The 476-nt window shown below is 59.9% G+C and carries 1 protein-coding gene; it reads left to right on the plus strand.

The annotated features are described in order from the left end of the window. The coding region (locus ACYOEI_RS41135; protein WP_462856483.1) for an IS66 family transposase at window positions 1–420 on the plus strand (420 nt) is incomplete at its 5' end. Window positions 421–476: the final 56 nt, after the last annotated feature.

Consider the following 476-nt stretch of genomic DNA (forward strand, 5'->3'; position numbering starts at 1 on the left):
TTCATGAAGGGGGATTGTCACGCCTCCTACTCGACGATCCGGACGTTCCTCCGCGACGTCGTCGGCGTCACCCTCGCTCGGAGCACTTTGGCCAACACGATCGACAAGGTCAGTCAGGCGCTGGACGCCCCCCATGACGAGTTGCTTCGATTCCTGCCCGACGCGAGGCTGTTGAACATCGATGAGACGGGCCACAAGTGCAACAAGGAAGCCTGGTGGACTTGGTGCCTACGGGCCGAATTGTATACGATCTTCAAGATCGACCCGCATCGCAGCGCCGATGTGTTGATGCCTACGTTCCGCACATCCGGCATTCAATTTCTCCGAATTTCCGGCGGTCGCCACGTCGGCGGTTATAAGCCGCCGTCATTCGCAACAGGCTCAGGAGCCTGCGCTGCAGCGGACTCAGTTCCGTCGTGAACACCACCGGGGCTTCTTCTCCCCCGATCAACTCGTGCCGTTGCACTTCCTCGAAC

It is taken from the genome of Singulisphaera rosea (genome assembly GCF_054877945.1).